Raw genomic sequence first — 24,339 nt, forward strand, 5'->3', positions numbered from 1 at the left:
GTCATGGCAGCGTCGCCAGGTGCGGCTTGACGGTGCGGGCGAAGTTGTTGCCGTTGGAGACGTCCCAGTTGATCGACCAGGTCATCGCGCCCCGGATGCCGGGGTAGGTGCGCGGCGGGCGGAAGCTGCCGCAGTTGGTCGCCCGGGCCAGGCAGCTGAGCGCCTGGTTGACCATCGCGGGGGCGACGATCCCGCCGCCGGCCGCGCCCGGTCCGGCCGGCAGGCCGAGGGCCACCTGGTCGGGCCGCAGACCGGCCTCCAGCTGGATGCAGGCCAGCGCGGTCATGAAGTTCACCGACCCCTGCGAGTACGCCTGCATCTGGTCGCAGCCGAGCATCGAGCCCGAGTTGTAGAACTGCGTGTGCACGACGGTCAGGATGTCCTTGATGTCGAGCGCGAGCTTGAAGTACGACACCGTCGGGTTCTGCATGTCGATGGTCTGCGGCGCCATCGTGATGATCAGGCTGGCGCCGATCCGGCTGCGCAGCGCACGCATCGCCTGCGCCATGTAGGTCGGGTTGAGGCCGTTCTCCAGGTCGATGTCGACGCCGTCGAAGCCGTACTCCTGGATGATCGAGTAGAGGCTGTTGGCCAGCGCGGTCGCCGAGGCGGAGTCGTTGACCTGGACCCGGCCGGTCTCGCCGCCGATCGAGATGATGACCTTCTTGCCGCGCTGGTGCAGGGTCGCGACGTCGGCCTTGAACTGGGCGTTGGTGTATCCGCCGAGCGACGCCGACAGGCCGGGGTCGATGCCGAAGGTGACCTGGCCGGGGGTGCTGGTCGCCTCGGCGAACGCGACGGCGATCAGGTCGTACTCGTTCGGTACGTCACGCAGCCGCAGCTCGACGGCGGGGTTGTCGAAGTTGTGCCAGTAGCCGGTGAGGAAGTGCTTGGGCAGGCCGTCGTTGGGGTTCGGCGGCGGGGTGGTCGGTGGCGGCGTCGTCGGCGGCGGGGTGGTGGGTGGTGGCGTGGTCGGCGGCGGGGTGGTGGGTGGCGGCGTGGTGGGCGGGGTGCCGCCGCCGCAGGCCGCGCCGTTCAGCGTGCAGTCCGTCGGCGAACCGGAGCCGGTGCCGATGAAGCCGAACGACACCGACGCGCCCGGCGCGAGGCTGCCGTTCCAGGATTTGTTGCGGAACGTGAACCGCTGGCCCGACCGGGTCATGTCCGCGTCCCAGAACGAACTGACCGACGAACCGGACGGCAGGCTGAACGCCACCGCCCACGACGACAGCGCGGTCGCGCCACCGTTGGTGACCGTGTACTTCCCCTCCCAGCCGGAGCCCCAGTCCGACGTCTTGACGAACGTCGCGGTGGGTCCCGCCGCCAGCGCCGGGCCGGCGACCCAGACCGCACCCACACCTGCGGCGAGTGCGGACACCACCGCGAGCAACAAGGATCTCGAGCGTCTCATCACCAGTCCTCCCAACCCGGCACGGCATCGGCCGCCGTCGAACAGTTGGCCAATTATTAGGACTGTTAACTGTTAATGTCCAGAGCGCTCCCCGACCCGGTCCCTGAAATTTGCCTGAAGTCCCACCCCAAGATCCCCGTGATCAGGGACCAAATCGCGCGGGTCGCCGGCGCGTCGCCGGCCACCGCCCCTGATCACGCGGATCTTTACGGGCCGGGCCGGCGACTCACCGGCCGGGCACCGGAACGGCCAGCGGAGCCGGTTGCGGCCGGCGCAGCACCGCGTGCTCCAGCGCCGTCCACGCCGTCGTCGCCACCAGGTAGAGCACGGCCGCCAGCGGGACGACCGCCGCGACGATCAGGGTCCCGTACGGCAGCAGCGGCATGATCCGGCCGAGCAGCGCCGCCACGTCGGGCTGCGACTCCCCCGCCCGGCCCGCCGCCTTCGCGGGCGTGGCGGTCCCGGCGCCGGCCGCCGCGGCCAGGGCGGCCGTACGGCGCATCCGCCGCGACGACCACCAGGCCAGCACCAGCAGGGCCGCGAAGAGTACGGCGAACAGCGGTCCCGCCGCCCCGCCGAGCCCGTCGGCGACGTGGTGCCCGAGCGACACCCCGGCAAGCCGCTCGGCGAGCAGCCCGGAATCCGGGTCCGCGGTGGTGAAGAGGCGGTACATGACGAGGAAGAACGGTGCCTGGAGCAGGGCCGGCAGGCAGCCGGCGAGCGGCGAGGCACCCGCCGACCGGTAGAGGCCGACGACTTCGGCCTGCATCCTGGCCGGGTCGTCGGCGTACTTGCGCTGGATCTCCCGCAGTCGCGGGGCGAGCGCGGTACGGCTCCGCTCGCCGCGTACCTGCGCCCAGCTCAGCGGCGAGATCAGCAGTCGTACGGCGAAGGTGAACAGGACGATGGCGGCGGCGGTCGCGGCGCCGCCGGCGAGCGGGGCGACGAGGTCGGCCAGGGCGGTGACGGCGGTCGACGCGGCGGTGACCGCGGCGTCGAGGGGCGCGAAGGCGAGCATGGGTGATCCCTCTGGGTTCGATTCCGTGTCCGGGCGGCACGCGGCGGCCCGGCTTGACAGTCCGATGTGGACGGTTTAGGTGCGGTGGAATCGACCGCGCAGCGGCGGAGGAAAAGTGGTGCTACACGGCCGGGACGGGATGGACCCGGCCCGGTGCGGGTGCTCGCGGCCGTGGCCGGCCGGCGGCGTCGGGATCGAGCAGGCGGGGCAGAGATCTACGACGGGCCCGCTCACGCAGCGTCGCGCCGGCGCGGGTGCTCTCATCCGCGCCCCGCGGGCCGGCGACCACCAGGTGGACCGCGACCGCGACCGCGAGCAGCGCCGCGACGGCGACGGTCGCCCCGGCCAGCAACTCGGCGGGGTGTGCGGAGTGCGCGGCGAACTGGGCCAGGGCGAAGGCCCACAGGCCCATCAGGCTCATCAGCATCCCCGGCACGCAGCCCAGCTTACGGCTCCGCCGCCAGTTCCGACACCGCCCCGCGTCGAACGGACGCGGCCGGACCAGACCGACGCGCGGCCGAACGGACCCGGCCGGACCAGGCCGACGCGCGGCCGGATGAGAAGGGATGCGTTTTCCCGGCCGGCGACGGTGGGTAGTCAGGACGGCAGGCGCGGGCATCCGCCCGGGCAACGGGGTGAAGAACGGCGGTGGCGGCGATGGCCGGTGGGGTGGCCGAGCAGGTGAGACCCGCGACGGCGGGCACGTCGGAGTTACTGACCGTGGGGGTCGAGGAGGAATTCCTTCTCGTCGACGCCGCGACCGGGATCGCCGCGCCGGCGGTCGACGCGGTCCTGGCGAACGTACCGCCCGAGCTGCGCGGTCAGGTGCAGCTCGAGTTCCAGACCAGCCAGATCGAGATCGGCAGCCCGCCGGGGCTCTGCCTCGACGCGCTGCGGCACTCGCTCGGGCTGCTGCGTACCGGCGTCTCCGACGCCGCCGAACAGGCCGGCGTACGACTGCTCGCGGTCGGCACCGGCCCGGTCGACGGCCCGGTGCCGCCGCTGGTCGACAATCCGCGGTTCCACCGGATGATCGAGCGGTACGGGATGCTGGTGCCCGGGCCGGGCCTCAACGGGATGCACGTCCACGTCGGCGTACCCGACCCGGAAACCGGTGTCCGGGTGCTCGACCACCTGCGCCCGTGGCTGCCGGTGCTGCACGCCGCGACCGCCAACTCGCCGTTCTACGCCGGCCGCGACACCGGCTACGCGAGCTGGCGCTCGATGCTGTGGAACCGGTGGCCGTCGGTCGGCCCGATGCCCTGGCTCGACTCGCACGAACACTACGAGCGGCTGCTGCGGGAGCTGATCGAGTCCGGGGTGATCCTCGACGAGGGGATGCTCTACTGGTATTCGCGGCTGTCCGCCCGCTATCCGACCGTCGAGATCCGCATCGGCGACGTCTGCGCCAGCCTCGACGACACGATCCTGGTCGCCGCCCTCGTACGCGGTCTGGTCGGCGCCGCCCTCGACGACATCGCCGCCGGCCGGCCGGCGCCCCGGATCGACCACCACCTGCTGGTGTCGGCGCACTGGCGGGCGGCACACGACGGGCTGGAGGGGCTGGCCGTCGACCTGCTCGGCGGCGGCCTGCGGCCGGCCTGGGAACTGCTGCTCCGGCTCGTCGACCGGGTCGGCCCGCAACTGGCCCGGCACGGCGACCTCGACAACGTCACCCCGCTGCTGGAGAAGCTGCGCAGTCAGGGCTCCGGGGCGGCCCGCCAGCGCGCCGTGCACGACCGTACGGGTGATCTGGGCAGCGTGGTCGACCACCTGGCCGCGGCGACGAGGAGCTGAGTTGACCCGGTTGGTTGTCGTCGGCGCCGACGCGGCGGGCATGTCGGCGGCGTCCCAGGCCCGCCGCGGGCTGGGTCCGGACGAGCTGGAGATCGTGGCCTTCGAACGGGGCCACTTCACGTCGTACTCGGCGTGCGGGATCCCGTACTGGATCGGGGGTCTGGTCGACAGCCGCGACGACCTGGTCGCGCGATCGCCGGAGGTGTTCCGCGACAAGTACCGGATCGACGTACGGCTCCGGCACGAGGTCACCGCCATCGACCTGGACCGCCGGGTGGTGGTGGCCCGCGACCTCGACGGCGGGGGCGAGGTCCGCGAGCACTTCGACCAGCTGGTGTACGCCGCCGGTGCGGTGCCGGTCGACCCGCCGTGGGCGCGGACGGCGGCGGCCGGGGTGTTCGGGGTGCAGACCCTCGACGACGGCTCGGCGCTGCGGGCCTGGCTCGACGGCGACCCGAGGCCGCGTACGGCGGTCGTGGTCGGCGGCGGCTACATCGGCGTGGAGATGGCCGAGGCGCTGATCCGGCGCGGGCTGTCGGTGACGCTGGTCGAGCGGGGTCCCCAGCCGATGTCGACCGTCGACCCCGACATGGCGGTCCTGGTCCGCGACGCGCTGGTCGGGCTCGGGATCGACGTACGCAGCGGGGTCACCGTCACCGGGCTCACCGAGCGCGCCGGCCGGGTGGCGGCGGTGGTCACCGACGCCGGCGAGTTGCCGGCCGACGTGGTCGTGCTCGGCCTGGGCGTACGCCCCAACACCGCGCTCGCGCGGCGGGCCGGCCTGCCGGTCGGGACGACCGGCGGAATCCAGGTCGACCTGCGGATGCGGGTGATGGGGGTGGACGGGGTGTGGGCGGCCGGCGACTGCGTGCAGACCGTGCACCGGCTCACCGGGCAGGCGGTGCACCTGCCGCTCGGCACCCACGCGAACAAGCAGGGCCGGGTGGCCGGCATCAACATCGGCGGCGGCTACGCGACGTTCCCCGGCGTCATCGGTACGTCGGTCACCAAGGTGTGCGAACTGGAGGTGGCGCGTACCGGGCTGCGGGAACAGGACGCCTCTTCGGCCGGCTACGAGTTCGTCACCGTGAAGGTCGAGTCGACGAACCGGGCCGGATACTTCCCCGGCGCCGACCCGATGACGGTCAAGCTGCTCGCCGAGCGGCGCAGCGGGCTGCTGCTCGGTGCCCAGATCGTCGGCCGGTCCGAGGCGGCGAAGCGGATCGACCCGCTGGCCGTCGCCCTGTGGAACCAGATGACGGTGGAGGAGATGACCGGCCTCGACCTGGGGTACGCCCCGCCGTACGCCCCGGTCTGGGATCCGGTGCTGATCGCCGCCCGGCGGGCGGTCGAGGCGCTGGCCGGGGGCTGAGCGTCAGCCGGCCGGCTGGCAGGTCGGGCACCAGTAGGAGTTGCGGCCGCCCAGCGTGCCGCGCCGGACCTCGGTCCCGCAGACGTGACAGGCCAGGTCGGCCCGGCGGTAGACGTAGACCTCGCCGCCGTGCCGGTCGACCCGGGGCGCCCGCCCCATCGCCTCCGGCAGGTGCTCGGGCCGGACGGTGTCGATGACGCCCGTCCCGGCCGCCGTGGCCATCAGCTCGCGCAGGTCGGTCCAGATCTGCTCCCAGGCGGCCGGGGTCAGCCGGTGGCCGGGGGTGGTCGGTGCGATCCCGGCCCGGAAGAGCACCTCGGTCACGAAGATCAGACCGGTGCCGGCCACCACCGACTGGTCCAGCAGGAGAGCGGCCAGCGCGGTCGAGCCGCGCCGGATGCGCGCGTACGCGGCGCCCGGGTCGGCGTCGTCACGCAGCGGGTCGGCGCCGAGGCGGTCCCGCAACGTCTGGGTCTCGGGCGGGCCGAGCACCTCGCAGGCGGTCGGTCCGCGCAGGTCGAGCCAGTACGCGTCGGAGGCGACCCGCATCCGTACCTCGCCGACCGGCGGTGGCGGCTCCCCCGCGCCGTCGGTGAACTTGCCGTACAGCCCGAGGTGCACGTGCAGGACGAGGTCGTTCTCGTAGTGGTGCAGCAGGTGCTTGCCGTACGCCTCGGTGTCGCGCAGGACCGTGCCGGACAGCAGCGCGGCGCCGGTCTCGAACCGGCCCTGCGGACTGGCGACGGTGACCTTGTCACCGGCGAAGAGCTCGCGGTGGCGGCGGGCGAGGCGGTGGATGGTGTGACCTTCAGGCACAGCGAAACCCTATCCCCGCGGCCCGGGCATGGTTCGTCGGCCATCGGGGTACTCCGATGGTGTTCCCCGCGTAGGCGCCATCACCGAGGCACCACGCACTGACCAGGAGGTGTGCTGTGGTAAGGATTCCTTCGTTCGCGCGCCGGGAGGAGACGGCGCCGACGCGGGACGACGAGCGTCCCGCCGGCTCGGAAGCGCCGACCCCGACCGCCACCATGCCCCGGCCCGCTCCCGCCGATGCCGCCCCGACCGCCGGCCGCCCGGGTGACGAGGCGACGACCTACCGCAGCCGGTCGGCGACCGGGGCCGCCCCGACGAGGACGCGGACCGAGACCCGCAAGCCGGAGCCGGTGCTGCCGCCGGCACCTGACCGCAGGTCAGACCGGGATGAAATGGCACGTACCGGCCGGATCGTCACCGAGGACCTGAGCGCCGACCGCCGGGACATGGGCGGTGCCGATACGGCGGTCGTCGACCGTACGCCGGAAACCGAGGAGGGGCGGCCGGTCGCGCCGACCGGCCCGCGTCCCCGGACCAGCCTGCTGGCCACGATCAGCCTGATCCTCGGTGTCGCCGGCATCCTCTTCGTGCTCACCGGCGCGCTGGCCGGCTACGGCATCGGGATCGGCGCGGTCGGCGCCCTGCTCGGGGTGGCGGGCATCTCGGCCACCGCCCGGCGCCACATCTCGGGCAAGACGGAGGCCCTGCTGGGCCTGGTGCTGGGGCTCGCGGCGGTCGTCATCGGCATCCTGGCGATGACCGGCCAGTTCGCCTGGCCGACCACGGACGGTGACACCGTCCTGCGGTTCCGAGAGTGGCTTGACACACAGTTTATCGAGCGCTTCTGACGGGTACCTGAGCTGGCACGGAAGCGGTGGTTCACCGGTTCCGCAGTCTCGCCCGAAGTGGTTCACCTCTGGCAGAGCACATATTGAGGGGCGGCGGTTCGCCGCCCCTCAACGCTGTCCGGGGTCACTCGCGGGGCGACGCAACGATTCGATGGTCGCTGCCCCGATCCACGCAACGATCCGCGACAGAACGCAACCCTGAACGGTAGATGCCGCCGAAGCCGGCCGCATAGCGTTGGCGACAAGCGCCAGCCCAGTGGCCGAACCCGGCCGGGCGCGCCGATCACGGGAGCAGGACAGATGTCGTTGGACGCCACCAGCCGGCGCTACCTGATGTGCCGGCCGACGTACTTCGCCGTGGAATACAAGATCAATCCGTGGATGGACCCCACCGCGCCGACCGACGCCGACCTGGCGATCGCGCAGTGGACCACGCTGCGGCAGGTCTACCTGGACCTCGGCCACACCGTCGAGGAGATCCCGGCCGTGCCGGGCCTGCCCGACATGGTCTTCGCGGCCAACGGTGCCACCGTCGTCGACGGGCAGGCCCTCGCCGTGCAGTTCCGCGACCCGCAGCGCGCCGACGAGGCACCCGCGTACGCCTCCTGGCTGTCGCGGGCCGGGTTCGAGGTGCACGAGGCCAAGCACGTCAACGAGGGCGAGGGCGACCTGCTGCTCGTCGGTGACCTGCTGCTCGCCGGCACCGGCTTCCGCACCACGCACGCCGCGCACGCCCGGGCGCAGGAACTCTTCGGGCGACCGACGGTGACCCTGCAACTGGTCGACCCGCGCTACTACCACCTCGACACCGCGCTCTTCGTGCTCGACGAGCACAACGTGGCCTACCTGCCCGAGGCGTTCTCGCCGGGCAGCCGGGCGGTGCTGCGCCGGCTCTTCCCGGAAGCGGTGATCGCCACGCCCGAGGACGCCGCGGTGTTCGGGCTGAACTCGGTCAGCGACGGCCGCAACGTGGTCCTGCCGGTGCAGGCGACCGGACTGGCCGCCGCGCTGCGTGAGCGGGGTTACCACACCATCGGCGTCGACATGTCCGAACTGCGCAAGGCCGGCGGCGGCCCGAAGTGCTGCACCCTCGAACTGCGGGAGGCGAACCGGTGATCGTCGAACGGATGCGTACCCCGGCGGCGATCGGCGACGCCGAGCGCTGGACCGCGCACAACTACCACCCGCTGCCGGTCGTCATCGCGCAGGCCGAGGGCGCCTGGGTGACCGACGTCGACGGCCGGCGTTACCTGGACTGCCTGGCCGGCTACTCGGCGCTCAACTTCGGCCACCGGCACCCGATCCTGATCGCCGCCGCCCACGCCCAGCTCGACCGGCTCACGCTGACCAGCCGGGCGTTCGTCCACGACCAGTTCGCCACCTTCTGCCGGGAACTGGCCGAACTGTGCGGCAAGGACCTGGTGCTGCCGATGAACACCGGCGCCGAGGCGGTCGAGACCGCGATCAAGGTGGCCCGCAAGTGGGGCTACCAGGTCAAGGGCGTGCCCGACGGGCAGGCGACGATCATCGTGGCCGACGGCAACTTCCACGGCCGCACCACCACGATCGTCAGCTTCTCCACCGACCCGGACGCCCGCGACGACTTCGGGCCGTACACCCCCGGGTTCAAGATCGTCCCGTACGGCGACCTCGCCGCGCTCGCCGACGCGATCGACGACACCACGGTCGCCGTACTGATCGAGCCGATCCAGGGCGAGCAGGGCGTGGTCGTCCCGCCGGCGGGCTACCTGCCCGGCGTACGCGACCTGTGCACGCAACGCGACGTGCTCTTCATCGCCGACGAGATCCAGTCCGGTCTGGGCCGGACCGGTGAGACGTTCGCCTGCGACCACGAAGGGGTCCGGCCGGACATGTACGTGCTCGGCAAGGCGCTCGGCGGCGGCATCGTGCCCGTCTCCGCGGTCGCCGCCGACCGGAACGTGCTCGGCGTGCTGCGCCCCGGCCAGCACGGCTCGACGTTCGGCGGCAACCCGCTCGCCTGCGCGGTCGCCACCGAGGTCGTACGGCTGCTGCGCACCGGCGAGTTCCAGCGCCGCTCGACCGAACTCGGCGTACGGCTGCACGCCGGCCTGCGCTCGCTGGTCGGCGAGGGCCTGGTCGCCGTACGCGGCCGGGGGCTGTGGGCCGGCGTCGACATCGACCCGGCGCTGATGACCGGCCGGCAGGCGTGCGAACGGCTCGCCGAGCGGGGCGTGCTCGCCAAGGACACCCACGGCTCGACGATCCGGCTCGCTCCGCCGCTGGTCATCGAGGCGGCCGAGATCGACCACGCGATCGCCCAGCTCGCCGCCGTACTGCACTGATCCGGGACCGCCCGGCCCGCGGTTCGCGGGCCGGGCGGTCCGCTCTCCTCAACCGACCGCCCCGCGACCCGGTCGACCGCCGGGCCGGACGGCCGGTGGCTCAGCGGTCGGCGATCCGGATCGCCATCGTCGGTGCCTCGGCCATCACCGACGTCGGGTTGGCCACCCCGCCGGTCTGCCACAGCCGGGACCGGCCGATCTGCACCCCCGCGTAGAGTTCGACCACGTCCGTCGGGCCGAGCGGGCGGGCCTGCCGCTTGAGCGTCTCCCGCTGGTCGTCGTCGGTCGAGCCGCCCGGGCGCACCCCGGTCCCGTTGGTGCTGACGTCGTGCGCGACCAGCTCGCTGCCCTGCAACTCGAAGCGGACGTGGCTGCGGCTGATCCAGCGCCGGGCCTCGTCGGTCAGCCACTGGCCGAGGATGATCCCGCCACCCTCCGGAGCCCGGCCGACCACGACCGGCTCGTCGGCGGCGACCACGAACCGCCGCCGGACCATCCCGTCGATACGTACCGACAACAGCTCCGCCCGGGGCCGGTGCCCCGCGTCGGTGAGCCGTTCGTCGTGCCGGGGACAGGTCGGCATGCCGGTCCGCAACGTCGGCGGCGGCTGCCCGCCGGACCGGCCGACCCGCATCGAGCCGAAGCTGGAGCACTCCGGGTCGGGGCAGCGCCACATCCGGCCGAGCAACTGCACGCCGACCGGCGACGGTGCCGCCGAGGTCGGTTCGTGCCCGCCGCCGACCTGGGCGACCAGCGCCGGGCCGCCGGCCGCGGGGACCGGCGCGAGCAGCCGGCCCGGCTGGTCGGCCAGCCACGGGTAGCGGCCGACGGCGTTGTCGAAGCGGGACCGGCTCAGCACCGGCAGCCCGAGCAGGTCGGCGACCTCCAGCACCCGCTCACCGGGATTGGGCAGGACCTCGACGACGCCGTCGTCGGCCCAGCGGCGGACCACCATCCGCTCGTTGGAGGTCAGGTCGGCGTCCGACAGCAGCGCCCGGTGCACCACGACGTAGACCGGGACGTTCTCCTCGGCGAGCTGCCGGCCGAGTGCGTCGACCACCATGCCGAGCCGCAGCAGGGTGGCCGGCCGGCCGCCGTCGAAGTCGACGTAGCGCACCACCTCGGCCAGGTCGAGCACGGCCCGGGCCAGCTTAGGGTCGGTGGTCAGGCGGCCCTCGATCGCGTCGAGGACCTTGCTGATCTCGAACCTCATGTCGCCGCTCCGATGATCTCGTCGATTCGCCGGGCCAGCTCGATGTCACGCTCCGTGACGCCGCCCTCGGAGTGGGTGGCGCACCGGAAGGTCAGCGTGCGCCACCGGATGTCGATGTCGGGATGGTGGTCGAGTTCCTCGGCGACCACGGCGACCCGGTCGACCACCGCGATCGCCTCGACGAAACCGGGCAGCTCCGCCGTGCGGGTGATCGCCGTGGAGTCGCCGGCCCAGTCGCCTTCGAGCCCCGCCAGCTCGCCACGCAACGCGTCCGTGTCCAGCACCTTTGCCATGCGCAGACTGTACCGCCGGCGGTCTCGTCCGCCCGCCGCGCGCCCGCCACCGCTGGCTGTCCGCGATCCCGGCGCCGCGCACCCCACCGGCATCCCGTGATCGATGTTTACCGTTCCGCGCGAACGGTTACCCCTGTGCCAATGAGGCAGATTCCACGCATGGCGACCACGGGGCTCGGCCTCGTCACCGTACTCACGCTCGGCGTGGCCGGCTGCGCCGCGCCCGCCGACCAGAACGGCACCGGGGCGTCCCCGGCACCGACCGGATCCGCGACCTCCGCCCCCTCGGCCGACCCGGCCGCGGTCGAGGCGCTGAGCACCGCGGCGAAGCGGCTCAACGACGACAGCCTGCGGGTCACCATGGAGGCGACCGGCCTGAGCAGCCGGGGCCAACTCGACCCGCAGGGTGACCGGGGCACGATGACCATGGCGCTGGACACCGGCCAGGGCCAGGCGGTGCAGATCGAGGTCGTGGCGGTCGACAAGACCGTCTACCTCAAGGTCCCCGGGCTGCCCGACGTCGGCGACAAATGGGTACGCGTCGACGTCGCCCGGCTCGCCGGCACCGACTTCGACATCCTGCCCGAGGGCGACCCGGCCGGCGCCGACCGGATGATCAAGTCGGTCGTCGAGGCGCGGCGCGACGGCCCGACCAACTTCTCCGGCACCCTCGACCTGAGCCAGACGCCGGCCGGCAGCTTCGGGATCCAGCAGGCGCTGGGCGACAACGCGAAGGCGCTGCCGTTCACCGCGACGACCGACGCGCAGGGCCGGCTCACCGGGCTCGACATCGACCTCACGTCGGTCGAGCCGACGCTCGGCACGCTCAAGATGACGTACTCCGACTTCGGTTCCCCGGTCAACGTCACCGCACCGCCGGCGGGCCAGACCGTCGAGGCACCCGACTCGCTGATGCAGTTCCTCGGCCGCTGAGCGAAGGCAAAGAATGGGCGACGCCGGTCGGCGTCGCCCATTTTCGCGTACGGCGTCAGCGGCGCTCGGCCCGCAGGAGCGCGCCGGCCTCGTGCAGGTGCGCCAGCCCCTGCCGGTAGGAGTCGACCAGGCTGGTCTCCTCGTACGGGATGCCGTTCTCGGCGCAGTAGGCGGCGACGATCGGCTGCGCCCGGCGCAGGTTCGACCTCGGCATGCTCGGGAAGAGGTGGTGCTCGATCTGGTAGTTCAGGCCGCCGAGCGCGAAGTCGACGAAGACGCCGCCGCGTACGTTGCGGGAGGTGAGCACCTGCTTGCGCAGGAAGTCGAGGTCGTCCTCGTCGGTCGGCATCAGCATGCCCTTGTGGTTCGGGGCGAACGAGCAGCCCATGTAGACCCCGAAGAGGCCCTGGTGGATGACGATGAACGCGATCGCCTTGAGCGGCGACAGCACGGCGAAGACCGCGGCGAAGTAGCCGACGGTGTGCACGGCCAGCAGCAGCAGCTCGGTGCGCCGGTGCCGGATCGGGGTGCTGCCCAGCAGCGCCTTCACGCTCGCCACGTGCAGGGCCAGGCCTTCGAGGGTGAGCAGCGGGAAGAAGAGGAACGCCTGTCGCTCGACGATCCACCGGCCGAACCCGCTGGTCTGCGCCGCCTGCTCCTGGGTCCACACCAGCACGCCGGCCTCGACGTCCGGGTCGTGCTCCTCGTGGTTGGGGTTGGCGTGGTGCCGGTTGTGCTTGTCGATCCACCAGCCGTAGCTGAGCCCGACCGCGAGGTTGCCGGCGATCAGACCGGAGATCTCGCTGATCCGGCGCTTGCGGAACATCTGCCGGTGCCCGGCGTCGTGGCCGAGGAAGGCGACCTGCGTGGTGGCGAAGGCGAGGAACACCGCGACGAGCAGTTGCAGCCAGCTGTCACCGACGAGGAAGAAGGCGGCCCAGCCGCCCAGGAAGAGCCCCACGGTCAGCGCGATCTTCGCCGCGTACCAGCCCGGCCGGCGACGCATCAGCCCGGCCTCGTTGATCCGGCGGGAAAGCCGCGCGAAGTCACTTCCCCGTTGCAGCGTGCGTTCCGCCACCGCGCCGACAGTCATGGATCTCCCTGTTCGCTCAGTCGCCGCTCCGTCGTCGAGCCGCGCGCTGCCGTCCAGCATCCTTTTAGTCCGGCTTTTCGGTAATCCTGGCCACCCCCGTATGGGGGGTAGGGCTAACCCCACCCCCCATACGTCCCCTCCTACCGGGTCAGGTCATCCGGCCGACGGCGGCGCGCAGCCGGGCCAGGTCACGCCGACGGCGCTCGTACGTCACGGCCAGGGCGATCAACGCGAGACCGCCGATCGCGAGGAAGATCCACCGGGGCAGCAGGTCCCAGACTGCGACCAACTCGTGCAGGGCCAGCAGGACGACGGTGGCCCCGCCGAGCACCACCGGCGCCTGCCGGCGGGCCGCACCACCGGCGAGGACGACCAGCACCGCGCCGGTGCCCAGCAGCAGCCGGCGCATCGGCTGGTCGTCACCGACCAGCACCGAGGCCAGGCTCGGCAGCAGGCCGGCGGCCAGCCCCGGACCGTACGCGGACCAGCTCCCCAGCCCGGACCGGGCGGCCAGCCAGCCGGCGACGAGGGCGAGGGCCGCTGCCGGCAGACTGTACGCCTCCAGGACCGCCACCCGGTCGGCGACCAGCAGCAGCCACCAGGCGACCAGCTCACTGCCGAGAGCCGCCCAGACCAGCACCCGGCGGCGGTGCAGGAACGCCGCGCCCGGCACCGGTCCGGCCCACAGCGCCCGGACCCCGACGGCGACGCCCCACAGCGTGAACACCGCGGCGACGTACCGGATCCCGCCGAGACTGAGCAGCAGCGCGACCAGGGCCCCGGCGTGGGCGAGCGCCTCGACGGCCACCGACTCGGCGGGCCGCCGGAACCGCAGCACGGTGCCGGTGGCCAGCGCCACCGCCGCGCCGCCGAGGACCGCCAGCGCGACCAGCCGCAGTGGCAGGTCGGCCGCGAGCGCCACGGTCGCCGCCAGGGTCAACCCGGCCACGACCGCCACCAGCCAGCCGGCGATCCGGCCGCCCCGGCCCCGGCCGGCGACGCCGACCGTGGCGGCGCCGGCGACGACCAGGCCGAGGGCGGCGATCGTCGAGCCCTCGGTCGGCAACGCACCGGCCAGGCCGGCCCCGGTCAGGGCGACCCCCACCGGTACGGCGACCAGGACCGCCCCGGTCCGCACCGGCACGAGGGCGGCGGTGAGCAGGTACGCCAGCCCGGCGGCGAGCGACACCGCCGGTACGACCGGCCACGGTGTGCCGGCGACGGTCAGCGCGACCAGGACGGCGGCCACGCCGACCGGTAGCGCCGCGGTGGTGGCGAGCCGGGCCCGCACCTGCCACCACCCGATCCCCCGGCCGGCGGTGGCCGGCTCGACAGCGCCCGGCCCGGCGATGGCCGGCTTGCCGATGCCCGGCCCGGCGGTGGCCGGTCCACCCGCGGCCGGTCCACCCATGGCCGGCCCGGCGGCGGCCGGCCCGGCGGTGGCCGATCCAGCGGCGGCCGGGCGGAGCAGATGGGCGGCGAGCCAGATCGCGACCGTGAGCACGCCGAGCGCCAGGGCGGGCGCGGCGGAGTCGAGCCCGGACTCGACCAACCACCGCCGCGACGGGGTCGGCACTCCGCCGGCCGGCCGACCCGACCAGATCTCCCCGAGCCACGCGTACGGCGCAAGCAGCACCCCGACGACCGCCGGCACGACGGTGACCACGGCGATCGCCAGCAGTGGCAGGGTCGCCGCGGCGGCGAGGATCCGCCCCGGTGTCCAGGCGACCAGCAGCGCGGTGGTGACGAGCAGCAGGATGCCGACGGCGGCGTACACCGCCGGTGGCTCGTCGTACGGCCCGCCGCCGGCCGCCGTGGCGGTGGCGACCACGGCGACCGCGACCGCCGCGGTGGCGTACGGCAGCAGTGCCGGCCGCAGCCGCCGGACCAGGACCGGCACCGGCAGCAGCAGTGCGACGGCGAGCAGCGCGGCCCTCGCCTGCCACCAGCCCGCGATCGTGGCGGTGGCCAGCCCGGCGACGACCAGCGCCGGCCAGGTGACCAGTGCGGCGGCGAAGGCGAGCCCGCCGATCGGCCGCCGGTGGGCGGGGCGCCCGGCCGGGCCGGTGACGTTCGCGCCGCCGGCCGGCCCGGCCACGGCGCCGGGAAGCGGCCCGGCGGCGCCGGCACCGTCCGCGTCGCCCGGTCCGGCGGGCGGGCCGCCGCCGGGTCCGGCGGGTAGGCCGTTGCCGGGTCCGGCGGGCAGGCGATCGGCGACGGCGGCCACCGCGAGCCCGAGCAGCAGTACGACGGCCAGCGTGCCGGTCGCCGTGGACGGCCGGGCGAGACCGACCCCGACCGCGTGGAGCGTCAGGACGGCGCCGGTGCCGGCCCGGAGCACGCCTCCGACGACGGCCCGGTGCCACAGCGCGGCGAACAGCAGCGCCGCCACCGCGGCGAGGTCCACCGCCGCGACCGGCCAGCCGGCCATCGGCACGGCGGCCGGCAGGGCGAGCACCGCCAGGCCCGCGCCGACGACGGCGGTGGCGTCGCGGCCGGCCCGCGGCAGCAGCACCACGAGTGCGCCGGTGACCACCAGCACCGCCACCGGCACCTGCCAGTCGAACGGGACCCTGGTGTCGTTGCCCGGCAGCGCGGTGGCCATCGTGGCCACCGCGACGACAGCGGTCGCGATCACGGTGACCAGCGCGGTGACCCCGGTGACGAGCAGCGCGCCGATCCGGTGGCCGGTACGCACGGCGGCGGGCAGCGGCCGGGCGGTCACCGTGACGGCGACGGCCAGCCCGAGCGCGACCACGGCGGCGGCCACCAGCAGCAGCGACGGGCGTACCTCGGCGACCGGGCGCAGGGCCGCGACCGCGAGCACGACCACCAGGACGGCGCCGGCCAGTCCACGAAGGACCGCGCTGCCGGCCACGGCACCGGCGGCGACCAGCAGCAGGGCCGTGACCACGAGCGGCAGCCCGACGACGGCGACCGGTCCGGCCACGTCGGCGACGACCAGCGCGATCAGGGAGCTGATCGCCGCGACGGCCAGCATGACGGCGTACCCGACCCAGCCGACGACCCGGAACGCGACCCGCCGGCCGCCGCCCGGCGCGGCACCGGCCGGCACCGGACCGGCGCCGGGCGCGAGTGCGCCCGGCAATACGGCACCCTGCGTCACGGCTCCGGGCGTGACAGCTCCGGGCACGACGGATACGGGTACGACGGCGTGGCGGGCCAGCCGGAGGACGAGCAGGTTGCCGGCGGCGACCGCCGCGTAGACCAGTGCCCACCCGAGCGGGTCCGGCCGGTGGTCGTACGCCAGCAGCGGCAGGACCGGCTGGGCGACCAGCAGTGCGACGTAGCGTGGCGCCCACAGCCGGGTCAGCGCGGCGTACCCGGCGGCGACCAGGGCGGTGACCGCGCAGACCAGCCCGGCGTACCGGGTACCCGCCGATCCGGCGAGGCCGAAGAGGTCGACGTACCAGGCGGCGTACCCGTCGAGCAGGACCAGGAGCAGGCCGATGGTGGCGAACGTCTCGGCGGTGGCGGTGAGCCCGCGCCACCTGGCCAGCGGCGGTACGGCGAGCGCGAGCCCGGTGACGACGGCCAGGATCGCGGCCCGGCCGACGACGCCGTAGGTGGCCCAGGCGACGGAGGTGAAGACGATCGCGGCGGTGCCGAAGAGCAGGCCGCCGAGGATGAACAGGATGTTCTGCACCGTCCGGGTGGAGGCTTCCGGCCGGGCCGGCACGGCCGGGCCGCCCGGCACGCCGTACCCGGGGGCGGCCGGCCATCCAGCCGCCCCGGGGCCGGGTGGCCCGGTCGGGGCGTCCGGTGCGCCGACCCCGGCCGGGACCGGCGCCCCCGGACGCGGCGCGACGGTGCCCGGCGGCGGTACGGGTGCCGGCCGGGTCGCCGGGCGGGCGGCGAGGGTCGCGGCGCGTACCCGGACCGCGAGGGCCTGGCGCCGCTGCTGGGCGTCGCGCAGCGCGGCGGCCAGCGACAGGTGGTGCTGGCGGGCCTGTTCGACCTGGGGTGCGAGCACGCGGATCTGGTAGTCGAGCCGGATCACCTCGGCGGCGACGGGATCGGGCGCCCGGCCGCACCGGCGGCAGCCGACCGCCAGGTTGGCGGTGCCGCCGCAGGCCGGGCAGGGGTAGACGGGCGCGGGTTCGGTCACAGTCGCATGATTTCCGTCGCCGGCGGGGTGGTCACAGAGTGTGCGTACTCAGCCGGGGTCCGACTACTCAGGCCGGTCGGGTGTGCTCGTGTACCCAGGCCGTGTAGGCCGGGTTGGCGCTGCCGACCGCGGCCACCAGGATCTCCGGTACGTCGTACGGGTGGGCGCCACGGATGTGCTCGACCAGCGCGTCGACCCGGTCGGGCGCGGTCTTGAACCGCACCGTCCACTCCCGGGTGCTCTCCATCCGGCCGTCCCACCAGTAGGTGCTGTCGAGTGGCCCGCTCACCTGCGCGCAGGCGGCGAGCCGGCCGGCCACGGCCGCGGCGGAGAGCACCTCGGCCACCGAGCGGGCGTCGACGACGGTCGTCACGACGTGAATCTGGTCCACCCGCCGACCCTACGCCCCACCGGGCTCGGGACGGTGCTCGTCGATCCATTCGTCGATCCGCTTCCACCAGTCGTACAGCCACTCGATCCGTTCCGCCTCGCCGGTCGGTACGTCTTCGGGTGGCACCGACCAGAACCGCATGATGATGCGTTTGTCCATGGGCAGTTCGCGCCACACGTCGGCGACGGTGAGCATCCGGTCGAGGCCGGTGTGCGCGACGAAGATGACGCCGGCGTCGGGTGCGGCGTCCAGCGCCGCGATCAGCCCGCCGGGTTTGGGGGCGAGCACGTTGCGCATCCCCTCGGCCCGCTTCGCCATCCGGTCCAGGCCCAACGCCCGCAGCCGGGCGATGGCGCGCAGCCGGCGGCGGGGGGTGAAGTTGCCGCCCTCCGGAAAGATCACGAAGGCGTCGTTGTCGTCGAGCCCGGTCGCCAGGTGCGCGATCTGTTGCTCGATCGTCTCGCCGGGCTGGTGTCCGGGTGCGACGAACCGGTTGGGCAGCCGGTTGAGCATGACGTCGATCGCCGGGTCCCACTGGAGGGTGTCCTTGAGGACGATGCGCGGCTCGCGGGCGTACCAGTTGACCAGCGCGTGGATGAGGATGAACGAGTCGCCGGGACCGGCGTGCCGGCTCACGACGATCTCCGGCCGGCCGGGCAGGGCGGTGTCCGGGTCGGTGCCGACCACCTCGATACTCAGCCGCAGCGTCCACTTCACCTGCCAGAAGAGTGCGGTGAGGAACCAGCCGGTGAGCACGTAGTGGGCCCGCTGGAACGCCGGTGACCGTTTCTTCCAGCCGAACCCGGACGCGAGCCACAGGACGAAGAGGGCGATCAGCGCGGCGGCGTCCCAGACCAGGTAGAAGGTCAGCATCCACAGCACACGCAGCGGCCGCAGGTAGCCGGGGACCAGCGGCGAGGCGGCCGCGGCGACCAGCAGCCAGATCGGCAGGGTGGTCACGAACAGGAAGGTGAGCAGGACGACGGCCGGGCCGAGCAGGAGCCGGCGCAGCCAGCGGGGCGGGATCCGCATCAGCGGCGCCCGGTGCGTGTCGCCGTGGTCATCGGTCCGCCACGTTGGTCGACAGGTAGCGGCGGGAGGCGGTGTAGGCGCGGCTGATCCGCCGCCCGACGGCGGCCATGTCCCGGTAGGCCCAGGGGGTGTCGTCGCGGGACTCCCCGCCGCCGGTCGGCAGGACGTGCACCTCGACGCCGTCGGGCAGGGCGGCCATCTCGCGGGCGAAGCGGTGCCGCCGGGCGATCTCGAAGGCGACCTGCGCCACCTCCCAGGGCCGCCGCGGCGGGGTCAGTGGCCGCTCGACCCGACCGACCTGGAGTACGAAGATCAGTTTCGCGCCGGCGTCGACGGCCGCGCCGATCGGGATGGAGTTGACGATGCCGCCGTCGACGAAGTGCTCGCCGTCGATCTCGGCCGGCGGCAGCAGCCCCGGCACGCTCGCCGAGGCCAGTACGGCGTCGACCAGCCGGCCACGGTCGAACCAGTGCTCGGCGGCGCGTTCGATGCTCGCCGCGCAGCACCGGAACGGCACCTTCAGCTCCTCGATCGTGGTTTCCGCGCCGAGTGCGCTCTCCAGCAGCTTGCGCAGCGGCCGGGGCGAGTGCAGGTGGGTACGGGCGGCGAACCGGCGCACTTGCCGGGCTACCGAGTCGCCGTACACCTCGCTCGCCTCGGGGCTGGCCCACAGGCGTACGAGCCGTTCGGTGACCGCCTCGGTCGGGTCGGCCGCGACCAGGGCGCCGTTGACGGCGCCGATCGAGGTGCCGACGACGATGTCGGGGCGGTAGCCGGCGCGGAACAGGGCGCGCAGCATGCCCACCTCGACGGCGCCGAGCACGCCGCCGCCACCGAGCACGAACCCCACCGGACCGTTGACCATGGCCTCATCCTGGCACGACCGGCTTCGGGTCCGTCCCGCACCGCCGGCCACTTACCCGGAGTTGCCCGAGAGCGACATGTTTCAAACGATTCGCACCGATGCGTTACAAGCCGTTGACAGAGTGTTTTCCGTCCCGCAGCCTGATACCGCCCCCCACCCCGGACAGGTGCCCACATGTCTTCGCTCCACCCCGGCGGTCTGCTCGCCCGCCGATACCGCCTCATCGACCGCATCGGTGCGGGCGGGATGTCCGTCATCTGGCGCGCCCGCGACGAACTGCTCGACCGGGTCGTCGCGCTCAAGGTGCTCGCGGAGGAACTGGCCGCCGACGCCCGGTTCCGCGGCATGGTCCGTGAGGAGGCCCGGGCCGCCGCGCAACTCGTACACCCCCACGTCACGTCGGTCCACGACTACGGCGAGACGGTCGCGCCCGACGGCACCGTCACCGCCTTCGTCGTGATGGAACTGCTCTCCGGCGAGGAACTGGAGTCCCGGCTCACCGAGGGCCCGCTGCCGTGGCCCGAGGCGGTCGAGGTGTGCGCCCAGGTCGCCGAGGCGCTGGCCGCCGCGCACCGGCTCGGCATCGTCCACCGCGACGTCACCCCTGCCAACATCATGATGACCGCGACCGGTGCGAAGGTGCTCGACTTCGGCATCGCCACGCACGTCGGCGCGCCCGACGAGGACGCCGACGGCGAGACGTTCGGCACGCCGGCGTACGTCGCGCCGGAGCGGCTCGACGGCACCCCGGCCCAGCCGGCCACCGACACCTACTCGCTGGGGGTCCTGCTCTACGAGACGCTGACCGGCCGGGTGCCGTTCCCGGCCAACACCTGGGAGGACCTGGCCCGCAGCAGGCCGGACGCCGAACCACCGCCCCTGTCCGGTGTGGAGGGACTGCCTCCGGCGGTGGCCGACGTCTGCCTGAACTGCCTGGCCCGCGACCCGCGCGACCGGCCCACCGCCCACCAGGTGGGGCTCGTGCTGCGCGCGCAGCTCACGCCCGAACCCCCCGTCGCGGAGCCGGCCGCGCCGTCCGCGCGCGCCGTGCCGCTGCGGCTCGCCGTGCTGGCCGCCGCGTCGGTCGCGGCGCTCGCGGCGGTCGTACTGGCGTTCACCTGGCCCCGGGACGACCACCGGCCGCCGTCGGCCGACGGCCTACCGGGCACCGCCCGGCCGACGTCGCTGTTCTCGCCGGACGCCGTGCCGCCCGACGGTCCGGCGACCGGTGGACCGTCGCCCGGTCCAGGACCGACCGGCCGCCCCACTCCCGGCGGGACACCGACCGGAGGGCCGCCGACCGGGCTTCCGCCGACCGGTACGCCCGGGCCGGGCGGAACCGCCGGCCCGAGCGTGCCGGAGGCGGTGGCCGATCTCGACCAGATCGTCACCGCCGGGCTGGCGGCCGGCGCGATCCGCGACGACGCCGGGCTCGACCTGCAGAACCTGCTGCGCAACCTGCGGAACGCGGCGGCCCGGGGACCGGTCGACGTCGGCGGGCCGGTCGAGCACATGCGCAGCAAGATCGCGCTACGGGTCGACGAGGGGGCGATCACCCCCGAGTACGCCAGCGCGCTGCGCGCCGGGCTCGACCGGCTCGCCACCGCCGGATCGGCACCGCCGGTCTGACCCGGCAGACGGCGAAGGGGGCGCGGAATCCGCGCCCCCTTGCGTCCCGTACGGGTGTTACGACAGCCCGTTGAGGAATGGCCGGTGCGAGTTCTGGAACTCCCAGCCGTAGAAGCGGTCCCAGTTGATCGACCAGGTCATCAGGCCCCGGAAGTTGGGGTTGGTGCCGCTGCGCGGCGTGTAGCCGGCGCAGTTGGTGCCCCGTACCAGGCAGGTGACGGCCTGCTGGACGGCCGCCGGGGCGGTGTAGCCGTTGCCGGCCGAGGTCGACGACGGGGTGCCGAACGCCACCTGGTCCTCGCGCAGCGGCGGGAAGACGTTGTTGGTGTTGCCGGCCACCGGGAACCCGGCGAGCAGCATGTCGGTCATGGCGATGTGGAAGAGCGCGCCGCCCATCGTGTGGTACTGGTTGTCCAGTCCCATGATCGGACCGGAGTTGTAGTCCTGCACGTGCAGGACGGTGATGTCGTTGCGCAGCGCGTGGATCACCGGCAGGTAGGCACCGGCCCGCGGGTCCTGGCCGCCCCACGGCCCCGATCCGTAGTACTGGTAACCGAGCTGCACGAAGAACGTCTCCGGCGCCATGGTGAGGATGAAGCGGCTGCCGTACCGCTGCTTCAGCGACCGGACCGCGGAGATCAGGTTGACGATGACCGGGGTGGTCGGGTTCTTGAAGTCGGTGTCGCCGGTGTTCAGCGACAGCGAGTGGCCCTCGAAGTCGATGTCGAGGCCGTCGAGGCCGTACCGGTCGATGATCGCGGCGACCGAGCTGACGAACCGGTCCCGGGCGGCGGTGGTGGTGAGCTGCACCTGCCCGTTCTGGCCGCCGATCGAGATCAGCACCTTCTTGCCCTGCTGCTGCTTGGCCCGGATCGCGGCGATGAACTGCGCCTCGGTCTCGACGTTCGGGCACTCGGCGACCGGGCAGAGCTGGAATCGGATGTCACCGGAGGTGACCGAGGTCGGCTCGCCGAACGCCAGGTTGATGATGTCCCAGGAGGCCGGTACGTCGGCCATCCGCACGTAGCCGGAGCCGTTGGCGAAGCTGCTGTGCAGGTAGCCGATGAGCGCCCGCTTCGGCAGCCCGGAGTTCGGCGGCGGGGTGGTCGGCGGTGGCGTGGTCGGGGGTGGCGTGGTGGGCGGCGGCGTGGTCGGGGGCGGGGTCGTCGGTGGCGGGGTCGTCGGTGGCGGCGTGGTGGGCGGGGTGCCGCCGCCGCAGGCCGCGCCGTTCAGCGTGCAGTCCGCCGGTGATCCCGAACCGGTGGCGATGAACCCGAACGACACCGACGCCCCCGGCGCCAGGCTGCCGTTCCACGAGCGGTTCCGGAACGTGAACCGCTGACCCGACCGGGTCATGTCGGCGTCCCAGAACGAACCGACCGAGGAACCCGAGGGCAGGGTGAAGGCCACCGCCCACGACGACAGGGCGGTCGCCCCGCCGTTCGTGACCGTGTACTTCCCCTCCCAGCCGGAACCCCAGTCCGACGTCTTGACGAACGTCGCGGACGGGCCGGCGGCGAGGGCCGGCCCCGCCACCCACACCGCCCCCGCACTCACGGCCAACGCCGACACCACGGCGAGCAACAACGACCTGGAGCGTCTCATCACCAGTCCCTCCCAACCCGGCGCGGCATCGGCCGCTGTCGAACAGTTGGCCAATTATTAGGACTGTTAACTGTTAATGTCCAGGGCGGAGCCCGACGACGTCCCTGAAATTTGCCTGAAGTGCGCCATACCGGCAGGGCGGTCCGCTCGTCGCCCGGGTCGGTGCCGGCCAGCGGCGGTCAGAGCCGGATACGGTCGCCGGCGCGGTCGAAGAGCAGCAGCCGGTCCAGGTCGACCGACACCGTCATCCGCTCACCCGTCCGGGGCGTCGCCGGCACCGGCACCCGGACCACCAGGTCACCGGCGGCCGACTCGTCGTCGGGCAACTCCGGGTCGTAGACGGGATAGAACCCGTAGCGGGTCCGTGCCGTCGGCCGCCCGCCGCCGCGCTGGCGCGGGATGAGGCGCCCCAGCCCCGACCACCGCCCGCCCCGCGCCGGCCGCTCCGGCTCGGCCAGCAGCCCGGACAGCGGCCGTACGGAATCCGGCAGTTCCAGCCTCGACTCGGCCGCCGAGGTCGGCACGCCGCCGGTCTCCAGGTGCACCAGCGCCTCGTGCCCCAGGTTCTCCACCACCCGTACGACACCGTGCAGCACCGGCCCTTCGGCGTCGGCCGGGGCCGGGCGCAGGGCGTCCGCCCGCAGGGCCACCGTCGCCCGCTCGGTGTGCCGGGCGGCGAGGACCGCGCCGCGCGGATCGTCGGCCGGAAAGTCGATCACCTGCGTACCCAGGTCGAGGACGACCCGGCCGTCGCCGGCGTATACGGCGCACTGGAAGAGGTTGGGGCGCGGGCTGCCGAGGAAGGCGGCGACGAAGACGGTCGCCGGGTCGCCGTACACCTGCGACGGCGGGCCGATCTGCTGCAGCACCCCCCGGCGCAGCACCGCGACCCGGTCCGCCATCGACATCGCCTCGACCTGGTCGTGGGTCACGTAGATCGTGGTCGTCCCGTTGCGCCGGGCCAGCGCGGTCAGGTCGGCACGCAGGTCGGCGCGCATTCCGGCGTCCAGGTGGGACAGCGGCTCGTCGAGCAGGAACGCCGCCGGGCGACGGGCCAGCGCCCGGGCGATCGCGACCCGCTGCCGCTGGCCGCCGGACAGGTTTCCGGGCAGCCGGTGCAGCACGTCGGTGATGCCCAACTGCCCGGCCAGCTCGGCGATCCGGCCGGTCACCTCCGGACCGGCGTCGCTGCCCGAGCGCAGCGGGAAGCCGATGTTCTGCGCCACCGTCAGGTGCGGGTAGAGGGCGTGGTCCTGACGTACCAGGGCGACGCCCCGGTCGCCGGCCTCGATGTCGTCGACCACCCGGCCGTCGAACCGGACCTCGCCCGAGGTGGGCCGCTCCAGGCCGGCCACCAGCCGGAGCACCGTCGACTTGCCGCACCCGGTCGGTCCGAGCAGGACCACGAACTCCCCGGACCGCACGTCGATGGTCACGTCGTCGACGGCGACGGTGCCGTCGTCGAAGATCTTCGTCAACCGGTCGGTGGCGATGGCGACCAAGGCGATCACCTCCCGCCCCAATCGTCAGCGCTGGGACGGGCGTACGCCAGGGTCTGGCTGGCAAAACC

Annotated in this window: 20 protein-coding genes; 7 read left to right on the forward strand and 13 right to left on the reverse strand. The window is 73.6% G+C overall.

Annotated elements, in window-relative coordinates; all coding sequences use genetic code 11:
* Position 1: 1 nt before the first annotated feature.
* The 3 genes from AB0I42_RS01585 to AB0I42_RS01595 all read right to left on the reverse strand — a co-directional run bounded on the left by AB0I42_RS01585 (position 2) and on the right by AB0I42_RS01595 (position 2,856).
* Positions 2 to 1,411 carry a cellulose binding domain-containing protein gene (locus tag AB0I42_RS01585; RefSeq protein ID WP_357533130.1) on the reverse strand — a complete coding sequence of 470 codons (1,410 nt, stop codon included), beginning with the start codon at positions 1,409 to 1,411 and terminating at the stop codon, positions 2 to 4.
* Positions 1,412 to 1,637: 226 nt separating this feature from the next.
* A complete protein-coding gene (locus AB0I42_RS01590; RefSeq protein ID WP_357533132.1) occupies positions 1,638 to 2,429 on the reverse strand; it encodes a membrane protein insertase YidC in 792 nt (263 codons plus the stop codon).
* Positions 2,430 to 2,550: 121 nt separating this feature from the next.
* Positions 2,551 to 2,856, reverse strand: a complete 306-nt coding sequence (locus AB0I42_RS01595; RefSeq protein ID WP_357533437.1) for a DUF6412 domain-containing protein — start codon at positions 2,854 to 2,856, stop codon at positions 2,551 to 2,553.
* A gap of 230 nt (positions 2,857 to 3,086) precedes the next feature.
* Here AB0I42_RS01595 and AB0I42_RS01600 point away from each other — a divergent pair, with 230 nt between their 5' ends.
* Together AB0I42_RS01600 and AB0I42_RS01605 are read left to right on the forward strand one after the other, a co-directional pair.
* On the forward strand, positions 3,087 to 4,226 hold the full coding sequence (locus AB0I42_RS01600; protein WP_357533134.1) for a glutamate--cysteine ligase: 1,140 nt from the start codon (positions 3,087 to 3,089) through the stop codon (positions 4,224 to 4,226).
* Position 4,227: 1 nt separating this feature from the next.
* Positions 4,228 to 5,598, forward strand: a complete 1,371-nt coding sequence (locus tag AB0I42_RS01605; RefSeq protein WP_357533136.1) for an FAD-dependent oxidoreductase — start codon at positions 4,228 to 4,230, stop codon at positions 5,596 to 5,598.
* Positions 5,599 to 5,601: 3 nt separating this feature from the next.
* Here AB0I42_RS01605 and AB0I42_RS01610 read toward each other — a convergent pair whose 3' ends face one another.
* Positions 5,602 to 6,414: a DNA-formamidopyrimidine glycosylase family protein gene (locus AB0I42_RS01610; RefSeq protein WP_357533138.1), complete on the reverse strand. Its 813-nt coding sequence runs from the start codon at positions 6,412 to 6,414 to the stop codon at positions 5,602 to 5,604.
* Positions 6,415 to 6,530: 116 nt separating this feature from the next.
* On the opposite strand from AB0I42_RS01610, the gene AB0I42_RS01615 reads away from it, so the two are divergent.
* The 3 genes from AB0I42_RS01615 (at position 6,531) to rocD (ending at position 9,586) form a co-directional block, all read left to right on the forward strand.
* On the forward strand, positions 6,531 to 7,262 hold the full coding sequence (locus AB0I42_RS01615) for a thrombospondin (protein ID WP_357533139.1): 732 nt from the start codon (positions 6,531 to 6,533) through the stop codon (positions 7,260 to 7,262).
* Between the two features lie 306 nt (positions 7,263 to 7,568).
* Positions 7,569 to 8,378, forward strand: coding sequence for a dimethylargininase (ddaH, locus tag AB0I42_RS01620; protein ID WP_357533438.1), 810 nt, complete (start codon positions 7,569 to 7,571; stop codon positions 8,376 to 8,378).
* Positions 8,375 to 9,586 carry an ornithine--oxo-acid transaminase gene (gene rocD / locus AB0I42_RS01625; protein ID WP_357533141.1) on the forward strand — a complete coding sequence of 404 codons (1,212 nt, stop codon included), beginning with the start codon at positions 8,375 to 8,377 and terminating at the stop codon, positions 9,584 to 9,586. The genes ddaH and rocD overlap by 4 nt, the downstream gene beginning before the upstream one ends.
* Positions 9,587 to 9,686: 100 nt before the next feature.
* On the opposite strand, the gene AB0I42_RS01630 is transcribed toward rocD, so the two are convergent.
* Complete coding sequence (locus AB0I42_RS01630) at positions 9,687 to 10,799, reverse strand: FHA domain-containing protein (RefSeq protein WP_357533143.1); 1,113 nt, start codon at positions 10,797 to 10,799, stop codon at positions 9,687 to 9,689.
* Positions 10,796 to 11,092: a 4a-hydroxytetrahydrobiopterin dehydratase gene (locus AB0I42_RS01635; protein ID WP_357533145.1), complete on the reverse strand. Its 297-nt coding sequence runs from the start codon at positions 11,090 to 11,092 to the stop codon at positions 10,796 to 10,798. Before AB0I42_RS01635 ends, AB0I42_RS01630 begins: the two co-directional genes overlap by 4 nt.
* A gap of 159 nt (positions 11,093 to 11,251) precedes the next feature.
* Between AB0I42_RS01635 and AB0I42_RS01640 the strand changes: the two genes are divergently transcribed.
* Positions 11,252 to 12,025 carry a hypothetical protein gene (locus AB0I42_RS01640; protein ID WP_357533147.1) on the forward strand — a complete coding sequence of 258 codons (774 nt, stop codon included), beginning with the start codon at positions 11,252 to 11,254 and terminating at the stop codon, positions 12,023 to 12,025.
* A 55-nt stretch (positions 12,026 to 12,080) separates the two neighbouring features.
* Here the strand turns inward: AB0I42_RS01640 and AB0I42_RS01645 are convergent, their stop codons facing one another.
* The 5 genes from AB0I42_RS01645 to AB0I42_RS01665 all read right to left on the reverse strand — a co-directional run bounded on the left by AB0I42_RS01645 (position 12,081) and on the right by AB0I42_RS01665 (position 19,535).
* Positions 12,081 to 13,118 carry an acyl-CoA desaturase gene (locus AB0I42_RS01645; protein ID WP_357533149.1) on the reverse strand — a complete coding sequence of 346 codons (1,038 nt, stop codon included), beginning with the start codon at positions 13,116 to 13,118 and terminating at the stop codon, positions 12,081 to 12,083.
* 148 nt (positions 13,119 to 13,266) lie between these two features.
* Complete coding sequence (locus AB0I42_RS01650; protein ID WP_357533150.1) at positions 13,267 to 17,247, reverse strand: hypothetical protein; 3,981 nt, start codon at positions 17,245 to 17,247, stop codon at positions 13,267 to 13,269.
* Between the two features lie 67 nt (positions 17,248 to 17,314).
* Entirely contained in the window at positions 17,315 to 17,638 is a 324-nt protein-coding gene (cutA, locus tag AB0I42_RS01655; protein WP_357533152.1) for a divalent-cation tolerance protein CutA, read from the reverse strand.
* A 9-nt stretch (positions 17,639 to 17,647) separates the two neighbouring features.
* Positions 17,648 to 18,670 carry a 1-acyl-sn-glycerol-3-phosphate acyltransferase gene (locus AB0I42_RS01660; protein ID WP_357533154.1) on the reverse strand — a complete coding sequence of 341 codons (1,023 nt, stop codon included), beginning with the start codon at positions 18,668 to 18,670 and terminating at the stop codon, positions 17,648 to 17,650.
* Between the two features lie 28 nt (positions 18,671 to 18,698).
* The gene (locus AB0I42_RS01665; RefSeq protein ID WP_357533156.1) at positions 18,699 to 19,535 is read right to left on the reverse strand and encodes a patatin-like phospholipase family protein; all 837 of its coding nucleotides are present in this window, start codon (positions 19,533 to 19,535) and stop codon (positions 18,699 to 18,701) included.
* Positions 19,536 to 19,709: 174 nt separating this feature from the next.
* On the opposite strand from AB0I42_RS01665, the gene AB0I42_RS01670 reads away from it, so the two are divergent.
* On the forward strand, positions 19,710 to 21,164 hold the full coding sequence (locus AB0I42_RS01670) for a serine/threonine-protein kinase (RefSeq protein WP_357533158.1): 1,455 nt from the start codon (positions 19,710 to 19,712) through the stop codon (positions 21,162 to 21,164).
* Between the two features lie 57 nt (positions 21,165 to 21,221).
* On the opposite strand, the gene AB0I42_RS01675 is transcribed toward AB0I42_RS01670, so the two are convergent.
* Positions 21,222 to 22,751, reverse strand: coding sequence for a cellulose binding domain-containing protein (locus AB0I42_RS01675; RefSeq protein ID WP_357533439.1), 1,530 nt, complete (start codon positions 22,749 to 22,751; stop codon positions 21,222 to 21,224).
* Between the two features lie 197 nt (positions 22,752 to 22,948).
* Positions 22,949 to 24,271, reverse strand: coding sequence for an ABC transporter ATP-binding protein (locus tag AB0I42_RS01680; protein ID WP_357533159.1), 1,323 nt, complete (start codon positions 24,269 to 24,271; stop codon positions 22,949 to 22,951).
* Between the last annotated feature and the right edge of the window lie 68 nt (positions 24,272 to 24,339).

Origin of the sequence: Polymorphospora sp. NPDC050346 (assembly GCF_040655695.1) — a bacterium.
Lineage (GTDB): Bacteria > Actinomycetota > Actinomycetes > Mycobacteriales > Micromonosporaceae > Polymorphospora > Polymorphospora lycopeni.